The sequence below is a fragment of the Neobacillus citreus genome, from assembly GCF_018343545.2.
Classification (GTDB): Bacteria; Bacillota; Bacilli; order Bacillales; family Cytobacillaceae; genus Neobacillus; species Neobacillus citreus.
In genome coordinates, this window is the sequence record NZ_JAGYPE020000066.1 from 2,807 (window position 1) to 12,173 (window position 9,367).

At 45.8% G+C, this 9,367-nt stretch carries 7 protein-coding genes and 1 pseudogene; 7 read left to right on the plus strand and 1 reads right to left on the minus strand.

Annotated elements, in window-relative coordinates; all coding sequences use genetic code 11:
- A pseudogene (locus KHB02_RS24820) lies at positions 1 to 250 on the plus strand (ABC transporter permease subunit); the annotation flags it as partial.
- 34 nt (positions 251 to 284) lie between these two features.
- On the opposite strand, the gene KHB02_RS24825 reads toward KHB02_RS24820, so the two are convergent.
- The gene (locus tag KHB02_RS24825) at positions 285 to 971 is read right to left on the minus strand and encodes a hypothetical protein (RefSeq protein WP_213147895.1); all 687 of its coding nucleotides are present in this window, start codon (positions 969 to 971) and stop codon (positions 285 to 287) included.
- A gap of 141 nt (positions 972 to 1,112) precedes the next feature.
- On the opposite strand from KHB02_RS24825, the gene KHB02_RS24830 reads away from it, so the two are divergent.
- From KHB02_RS24830 to KHB02_RS24855, 6 genes are all read left to right on the plus strand, one after another.
- A complete protein-coding gene (locus KHB02_RS24830; protein ID WP_213147896.1) occupies positions 1,113 to 1,856 on the plus strand; it encodes a gluconate 2-dehydrogenase subunit 3 family protein in 744 nt (247 codons plus the stop codon).
- 59 nt (positions 1,857 to 1,915) lie between these two features.
- Positions 1,916 to 3,637, plus strand: a complete 1,722-nt coding sequence (locus KHB02_RS24835) for a GMC family oxidoreductase (RefSeq protein WP_213147897.1) — start codon at positions 1,916 to 1,918, stop codon at positions 3,635 to 3,637.
- A 96-nt stretch (positions 3,638 to 3,733) separates the two neighbouring features.
- Positions 3,734 to 4,078 carry an ASCH domain-containing protein gene (locus KHB02_RS24840; protein WP_213147898.1) on the plus strand — a complete coding sequence of 115 codons (345 nt, stop codon included), beginning with the start codon at positions 3,734 to 3,736 and terminating at the stop codon, positions 4,076 to 4,078.
- A gap of 150 nt (positions 4,079 to 4,228) precedes the next feature.
- Positions 4,229 to 5,971 (plus strand): ABC transporter ATP-binding protein, encoded by a 1,743-nt coding sequence (locus KHB02_RS24845; RefSeq protein ID WP_213147899.1) that lies wholly within the window; start codon positions 4,229 to 4,231, stop codon positions 5,969 to 5,971.
- Positions 5,961 to 7,820: an ABC transporter ATP-binding protein gene (locus KHB02_RS24850; RefSeq protein ID WP_213147900.1), complete on the plus strand. Its 1,860-nt coding sequence runs from the start codon at positions 5,961 to 5,963 to the stop codon at positions 7,818 to 7,820. The genes KHB02_RS24845 and KHB02_RS24850 overlap by 11 nt, the downstream gene beginning before the upstream one ends.
- 202 nt (positions 7,821 to 8,022) lie before the next feature.
- The gene (locus KHB02_RS24855) at positions 8,023 to 9,234 is read left to right on the plus strand and encodes an MFS transporter (protein ID WP_213148104.1); all 1,212 of its coding nucleotides are present in this window, start codon (positions 8,023 to 8,025) and stop codon (positions 9,232 to 9,234) included.
- Positions 9,235 to 9,367: the final 133 nt, after the last annotated feature.

Consider the following 9,367-nt stretch of genomic DNA (forward strand, 5'->3'; position numbering starts at 1 on the left):
AAAACCAAAAAAAGCGGCCTCGCTGGCGGCCGGAATCCTGCTTCTTACATTTGTATTATCAGTAGTCGTTGATTTAAATGAAAGCATTGAGTTCCTGAAATACGTGACGCCGTTTAAATACTTTGAGGCAAAAAATATGATGTATGGGGGTGGATTGGACACCGGCTTTGTTCTATTATCCATTGTTTTGTTCGCAGCACTAACGGCTGTTACCTTTGTCTTTTATAAAAGGAAAGATTTGAATATATAAAATAAAGGACCTGGCACCAGGTCCTTTTCTGAATTTATTTTTCGTTTGCCATTTTAACTAATGTGATAATATCGCTTGATAGCTTGCTATAGGATGGTGATGGTGCTTTGATATTGGCTTTGATGCCATCAATAAGCGGCAGGGCATTTGGATTGGTAATGGAAAGAACCTGAACTTGTCCATTAAAGGCTTTGTTCATTAAATCCTTAGCCTTGGCAAGGTTATCGTCAGTATTTAGTTTATTGACATCGACACCGTCAAGGGTCCCTTTTCCGGATAAACCGGAAGTGTTTTTTAATACCTTATTTTGCATTTCATCATAGCTGGTGGAGGTTGTCGCTGGTTCCGCCCTTGCCAATATCACCGTGTCATCAAGGACAAACACCTTGATACCAGTAATCCCCTGCCCCGCAAGCCTGGATTCTAAATGGGATGAGATACCGCCGTCATGCAGGCTTGAGCTTCCAATTAAACTGTAAACATTTTCCCCAAGGCCCGCTGTTTGATTGTTTGTACCTGTCGTGTGTTTCTTCGATCTGTCGACGCTTGGAATCACGTCAACATTATTTTGGCCATGAACATGGCCATTTCCTTTTTCATTTAAAGATTGTTGATGAAGATCTTCTGCATTTCCTTTCAATTCCTGCTGGGCTGAGCATGCGCCAAGAATTAAAAGCACAGCAATCATCGGCACATACCACATGTTACTAATTTTTTTCATTTTATTTCCTCCTTTTTACCCAATAAAATTCCCTTATTTTTTGTGAGTATGCACGGATTATTTTGGGAACATTATCAAGCAATAGCGGCGGACTGCCGTATTTTTCAAATAATGTTGTCTATTTCCTTGGAGGTGTGTTCCATGGCTGAAGAAAACAAAGAAAAGCAAGAAACATTATCGAGAAGAAGATTTCTCCGCAATACCGGTTTTACCGTAGGGGGACTCGCTGTTGGCGGGATCTTGGGAAGTTTGGTCCCAAGGGGAAAGGATGATAACAAAAACAATCCGCCGGCGCCTCAAGACCAAGATTTCAATCAAGCACTGATGTACTTTACTCCGGAACAATTCAGGATTACCGAAGCTGCCACCGAACGAATATTTCCTGAAGATGATAACGGACCGGGGGCAAAGGCATTGGGCGTTGCCTATTTTATTGATCACCAGTTAGCAGGTGATTGGGGCTTCAATGCCAGGGACTATATGCAGGCACCCTTTTTTCCTGGTGAAAAAGTTCAGGGCTATCAGGGGCGCTTAAAACGAAGAGATATTTTTGATATAGGACTGCGTGAGCTGCAAAATTACAGTAACACAGTAGGTAAGAAAAATTTCGAAGAACTATCGGGTGATGAGCAGGACAAAATTTTGAAAGATTTTGAAGAGGATAAGGTGAATTTAACGACCATATCTCCTAGCGGCTTTTTCCAGCTGCTGAGAAGTGCAACCTTAGAGGGAGTTTACAGCGATCCATTATATGGAGGAAATAAAAATATGGGTGGCTGGAAAATGCGAAACTACCCTGGCAGCCAAATGGCCTATGCCGAGATTATTGAGAAGGACTTTCAGAAGATTAAACCGCAAAGCCTGCAAAGCCATATGAAGCATTAAACGAAAGGGCTCAAGTACCGGTATTAATAGATTTTATTTTTAAAAAAGAAGGTGGAAAAATGGCGAGAAAATTACCGAAAGCTGACGTCGTTCTGGTGGGAGTTGGCTGGACTGGCGGAATTATTGCCTCTGAACTGACGAAAAAGGGCCTGAAGGTGGTCGGCTTGGAACGAGGCAAGGAAAGAAAGACCGAAGATTATTTCATGGTTCATGATGAACTTAGATACGCACTTCGCTATGATCTATTCCAGGATCTTTCCAAAGAAACGATTACCTTCAGAGGTAACGAAAGAATCCGCGCTCTGCCGATGAGGCAGTATGGTTCATTTCTGCTCGGGGACGGTTTAGGCGGCGCTGGTGTTCACTGGAACGGACAGACCTACCGGTTCCTCCCTTATGATTTTGAAATTCGCAGCAAAACGATTGAAAAATATGGGCAAAACAAAATCCCTGCGGAAATGTCTATCCAGGATTGGGGGATTACCTATGACCAGCTGGAGCCTTACTACGACAAATTTGAGAAAACCTGCGGGATTTCCGGTGAGGAGAACCCGCATCCTGGTGCCGGAAAGCGGTCGGATAAATTCCCAACCCCGCCGATGAAGAAATCACCGGCTATTAAAATGTTTGAGACAGCAGCAAAGAACTTGAAGCTGCATCCTTATATGATGCCGTCGGCTAACTTATCGGAATCATATAAAAACCCCGACGGTATCTCAAGGGCCGCATGTCAGTACTGCGGCTACTGCGAGCGGTTCGGCTGCGAATACGGGGCAAAGGCAGACCCAGTCGTCACGGTTATTCCGGTTGCCAAGAAAACAGGGAATTTTGAGATTCGGACTCATTCCCATGTCAGAAGGATTTTACATACGGGGGGAAAGGCGACCGGGGTTATATATGTCGACACCACAACAGGTGAGAAAATTGAACAGCCAGCCGATATTGTGGTGCTGACAAGCTATGTGTTTAGTAATGTTCGCTTGCTGCTAATGTCGGGGCTTGGCAGACCGTATGATCCGACTACAGGAACTGGTGTGATAGGGAAAAATTATGCTTATCAAGTGATGAAAGGAAATGCCATCGGCTTTTTCAATAATAAGGAATTCAGTACCTTTGCCGGTGCCGGGTCACTCGGAATGGTCCTTGATGATTACAATGGCGACAATTTTGACCATTCAAACCTTGGCTTTATCCATGGGGGCAGCATATCACTCACCCAAACAGGGTTAAGGCCGATTCAAAATAATCCTGTTCCGAAGGGCACGCCAGCTTGGGGCAAAGAGTTCAAACAACAGTCGCTCAAATATGCCAACCGTTTTCTTTCCGTTGGCGGTCAAGGCTCATCCATGCCGTTTAAGCATCACTATCTCGATTTAGACCCAACTTATAAGGATGCATTTGGCGATCCGTTAATCCGGATTACCTTTGATTTCGAGGATCAGGACCGGAAGTTGGCTGTCTTCCTAGCTGAGAAATCGGCCCAAATCTTGAAGGAAATGGGCGCAAACCATGTTGATTCATTGAAGGAGTTAGGACCGTACGATATTACAACCTACCAATCCACTCATAATACAGGCGGTGTCATTATGGGGGCCGACCCGTCCACATCTGCCGTCAATAATTATTTGCAAATGTGGGATGTGGACAATTTATTTGTGGTGGGTGCGGCTAACTTTGCCCACAATTCCGGGTACAACCCGACTGGAACCGTCGGCGCCCTCGCTTACCGTTGCGCAGAAGGCATCGACAAATACCGGCAAACCGGCGGGCAGGTAGTCTAATTCACGGCCTCCTCTTTGCTTTTTTCAGTTCGTTTTTATTACAATAGCAATAGTGTTAAAATAAATAACTGAATTGGAAAAAGGAGGATATTAAAAATGACTCAACATGAAAACAATACATTACCACCGAAAACTTGTTCCATTGACCGATTGGTAACAATGGAGGAAGACGTTAAAAAGGTACTTGCCGGTGAAAAGACAGCAACCCGCCGCAATGGCCGCTATGCTGACCCAGGCGAAATTATGACCTTGGAAGGCCATCAGTTTGTGGTGGATAACGTCTACTCACAAAGTCTGGGCGAACTAACAGATGATGATGCCCGCCGCGAAGGCTTTAACAATGTGGAAGAATACAAACAATCAATTCTTTCCATTCATCCTGGAATGCCGTGGCTTCCGCAAATGCGCGTCTGGGTTCATGAATTCAGCCCGGTAAAATAAAATCAATGAAAAGGGCCTGTCCCCCGCTGCTTTAATGCGATACGCGAAAGCAATGCGGGGGCAGGCCCCTTTGCTTGTCTATTTTAAGAGCCCGAATTTATAATAGGTTTATTACATTTGTCTGGCAGTTTAGGAGCAGGGGGAGACCTCATGAAGCATTTTGCAAAGTACATAAAAAAGTATTGGAAGTCCTTTTGTATTGCGGTTCTATTCCTCACCTTTGAGGCAATTTGCGATTTGCTGCAGCCAACCGTGATGGCGAAAATTATTGATGAGGGTGTTGCCAACAGAGATATTCATTATGTCCTAAAAATGGGCGGCCTGATGCTCCTGATTACCGCAATTGGGGCCGTGGCCGCTTCCACCAGAAGCATCATGGCCAGCATCGTTTCGCAAAATTTCGGAACAGAGCTGCGATCTGACCTGTTTGGCAAAATTCAATCTCTCTCATTTAGAAACCTGAACAACTTCGACCGCGCGTCCCTCATTACTAGGCTTACAAATGATGTGACCCAGGTCCAAGTGTTTGTAAACGGTACGATGCGGATTTTCGTAAAAGCTCCGCTGCTGGCGATTGGCGGTTTGGTCATGGCCACGCGCCTGAACCTTCACCTCGCGGTCGTCCTTGCGGTGGTGGTGCCGATTGTGGCATTGTTTATCATCATCAACTTAAAGCTTGGCTTTCCTCTGTTTTCCAAGGTTCAGAATGCCATGGACCGGGTGAACGGTGTGCTTCGTGAATATTTATCCGGTGTCCGAGTTGTCAAAGCTTTTAACCGTTTTGAAGTAGAAACAGCTAAATTCTCAAAAGCTAACGAGCATTTCCAGAAGCAATCGATTGCCGCCAACCGACTGATGGCTGTTTTCAGCCCGGCGATTATGCTGACAGTTAACATCGGGATTGTCGTTGTCCTCTGGATGGGCGGTCTTGGGGTTGAGTCGGGAAAGATACAGGTTGGCCATATTATTGCTTTTATCAACTACATGACGCAGATCTTATTTTCCCTCATGATGATTTCCATGGTGTTTACCATGTTTGTCAGGGCGAAGGCCTCAGCAGGAAGAATTGGTGAAGTATTCTCTGAGGAAGTCAACATTACGTGGGAAAACAATCAAATGACATCCCAATCCGGTGAAAAAGGAAGAATTGATTTTGAAAATGTCTCCTTTTCCTATGATGAGGCTGCCGGCGAGCCGGTCCTTAAAGACATTTCGCTTACCATTCTTCCCGGGGAAACTGTCGGCATCATAGGCTCTACCGGTTCTGGGAAAACGACGCTCGTCAGCCTGATTCCCCGCTTTTATGACGCATCAAGCGGGTCGATAAAGGTAAATGGCGCGAACATTAAGGACATATACCCAAAAAATCTAAGGGAGAAAATTGCTTTTGTTCCACAAAAAAATATTTTGTTTACCGGGACAATCGCCGAGAATATTCGCTGGGGAAAGGAAAATGCCTCTCAGCAGGAAATTGAAACAGCGGCAGCCGTAGCCAGTGCAACGGAATTTATCGAGGCCTCACCAGAAGGCTATGACACAAAAATCGGCCAGGGCGGTGTCAATTTTTCCGGCGGGCAGAAGCAGCGGCTTTCTATTGCCAGGGCATTGGTGAAGCAGCCGGAAATCCTCATTTTGGATGACAGCACAAGCGCGGTCGACGCCGCCACTGAAGCCAAAATGAAAACCGCCTTAAAAAAATTCGCCAGCGGACTGACCTGTTTATTGATTGCCCAACGGATATCCTCGATTATCGATGCAGATAAAATCATTGTCCTTGACCAGGGGGAAGTGGCGGGTATTGGCACCCATCAAGATCTGATCAAGGATTGTCAGGTATATAAAGAAATCTATCGCTCACAAATGGGCAGGGAGGGTCTGCAAAATGGCAAATAACACGAATCAACCGCAAAGAACCCCCCCTCCTGGTCCACTGCCGCTTAGGCCTGGCGGAGGTGCCCACCACCGCGGTCCGGTGGTTAAGCCAAAAAACTTTAAAGGTACCTTAAAACGTCTTTGGGACTATTTTGGCCGCGAAAAGGGAATGCTTTCCCTCATTTTCTTGTTCATCACAGTTGATGCAGCTTTAATGCTGCTTAACCCTTTTCTCATCGGTAAAGCCATCGATGCCATGACCCTAAAGTCTGGGAAGGTGGATTTCAGTTTTCTTGAGGTCATGATTGTCGTTCTTATCAGCGCCTATGTCGGCGATGCCGTCCTCACCTTCTTGCAGGGCTGGCTGATGGCTGGGGTAGCCCAACGGATAGTCAAAGGATTACGGGCATCGCTTTTTCAAAAACTGCAAAAGCTCCCTGTTGCCTTCTTTGATTCTCGGACACATGGGGAACTGATGAGCAGGCTCTCAAATGATGTTGATAATATCAGCAATACGATATCCCAATCGACGACACAGTTAATGTCCGGTGTCATTATCATCGCCGGCTCGCTGATCATGATGTTAATACTGAGCCCGATTCTCACGCTGGCCAGCCTGATTACCGTGCCGCTTGTCTTTTTGCTAACAAAAACGATTGCCAAAAGAACGGGCGTCTTGTTTAAAAACCAGCAGGTTCAGCTGGGGAAATTAAATGGACATATTGAGGAATCGATTTCCGGCATTGAGGTTGTTAAAGCGTTTAATCACGAGGAAAAAGTCATTGAGGAATTTGAAAAGGTTAATGCCAAGCTTCGCGAGGTCGGCCTCAAAGCGCAGATTTGGTCCGGTTTCTTAATGCCGATTATGAACGTCATCAATAACCTTGGCTTTGCGGTCATCGCTATTGTCGGCGGCATCTTGGCTGTCAAAGGGCATATCACGGTTGGAGCGATCGCCAGCTTCATCACCTATTCAAGACAGTTTGTCCGGCCGCTCAATGATCTGGCCAATATTTTTAACATTCTTCAATCAGGTGTCGCCGGAGCAGAGCGGGTCTTTGAAGTCATTGATGAAGAGGAGGAACCTGCCGATTCCCCTGGCGCTGTGCCGCTTAAGAATCCGAAAGGTCATGTTGTATTTGAAAATGTCAGCTTTGGGTACCGCCATGATGTGCCGATTTTAAAAAACGTCAGCTTTGAGGCGGCGGCTGGAAGCAGCACCGCTCTGATTGGTCCGACCGGTGCTGGAAAAACGACCATTGTTAATCTTTTGACAAGATTTTATGATGTGACAGGGGGCCGGATCCTTCTGGATGGCCGCGATATTCGCGACTACACAAGGGACAGCCTGCGGCGCAGCTTTGGCTTTGTGCTCCAAGATACCTATCTTTTTTCGGGGACAATCAAAGAAAATATCATGTACGGAAATCCGGCCGCGACGCAGGAAGAAGTGGAAACGGCGGCACGGATGGCAGGTGCCGAGGGCTTTATCAAACGTCTGCCCAAGCAATATGACACCCTCCTATCGGAAAACGGCGGTAACCTCAGTCAGGGAGAACGCCAGCTGCTGGCCATTGCCAGGGTTATTTTGGCACGACCGTCGCTGCTGATTTTGGATGAAGCGACGAGCAGCATTGATACAAGAACGGAACTGCACATTCAGCGGGCATTGTTATCTTTAATGGAAAATCGCACTAGTTTTATTATCGCTCACCGCCTCAACACCATTCGTGATGCCGACACTATCATGGTCATTGACCACGGGGAAATCGTAGAAACAGGCAGCCATGAGGAACTGATGGCGAAAAAAGAGAAATATTTTTCCTTGTTTTCAAATCAATTTAAAAATGCGGATGCCAATGAAGCGTAGCTTGAGAAAATTTCAAACTGAGATTTTCTCTTTTTTTTGCTGACTGGTGTAAAGACATCTGTTAGAATTATGTCAGGACAGGGACTTAAACAGTTCTTTCTTAAAAAGAAACGTATTGGGGAATAATATCAGAAACTCTGAAAATAGAGGGGGGCTTATGGTGGCTAACACAAATAGTGTTTCTGGCAGTGATTTTATTAAGATGAAATCAGGAAAGAAACGGGAATTATCAAACACGAAACTGCTTGGTATTGCCGGGATGGGCTGGATGTTTGATGCCATGGATGTAGGGATGCTTTCCTTCATCATTGCGGCATTGGTGGCAGAATGGAGTTTAACTCCCGGGCAAATGGGCTGGATTGGCAGCATCAACTCGATTGGAATGGCGGTTGGCGCACTTATTTTCGGCTTAATGGCTGACCGAATCGGGCGGAAAAATGTTTTTATCATTACCTTATTATTATTTTCGATAGGAAGCGGTGCATCGGCATTTGCAGGCTCCTTGACTGTCTTTTTAATTTTCCGGTTCTTAGTTGGAATGGGTTTAGGAGGAGAGCTGCCGGTTGCTTCAACGCTTGTCTCCGAAAGTGTCCCGGCTGAAAAACGCGGCCGGATCGTTGTTCTATTGGAAAGCTTTTGGGCAGGCGGTTGGCTGATTGCGGCGGTCATTTCCTATTTCGTCATTCCATCGATTGGCTGGCAGGCCGCGTTGCTAATCAGTGCGATTCCTGCCCTATATGCCTTATATTTGCGGATAGGGCTTCCTGACTCACCACGCTTTGCAGCAGTTAAAACGAAGGAAAAGAGCTCCGTCCTCCATAACCTCACGCAGCTTTGGTCAAAAGAGTATAGCAGACAGACAGCGATGCTTTGGATTGTCTGGTTCTGTGTAGTGTTCTCTTATTACGGCATGTTCCTATGGCTGCCGAGTGTCATGGTGATGAAGGGCTTCAGTTTGATTAAAAGCTTCGAGTATGTGTTAATTATGACGCTAGCTCAGCTACCTGGTTATTTTACAGCGGCGTGGTGCATTGAAAGGTTTGGCCGGAAATTTGTCTTGGTTGTCTATTTAACCGGAACGGCTGCCAGCGCTTATTTCTTTGGAACTGCAGACTCTACGGCTCTGTTAATGACAGCGGGAATTCTATTATCATTTTTCAACCTTGGCGCTTGGGGCGGGCTCTACGCCTATACCCCGGAGCAGTATCCAACGTTAATCCGCGGTACGGGTGCCGGAATGGCTGCTGCCATCGGCCGTATCGGTGGTGTCCTCGGCCCATTATTGGTTGGCTACTTAGTGGCTCAAAAATATGCTGTCTCGACCATTTTTACAATCTTTTGTATATCCGTTTTAATTGGTGCTTTGGCAGTGTTTCTTTTGGGAAAAGAAACGAAAAAACAAGAATTGGTATAATGATTTATTGGAGGACCCTTTTTTCAAGGGTCCTTTATTTCTGGAAAATCGAGGAAGTTGTCCATATTTAGACAAAATAATTTAAAAATAGTTTGCTTTTTAAAGTAAAAACAAATACTGTTCTGCTTTAGCG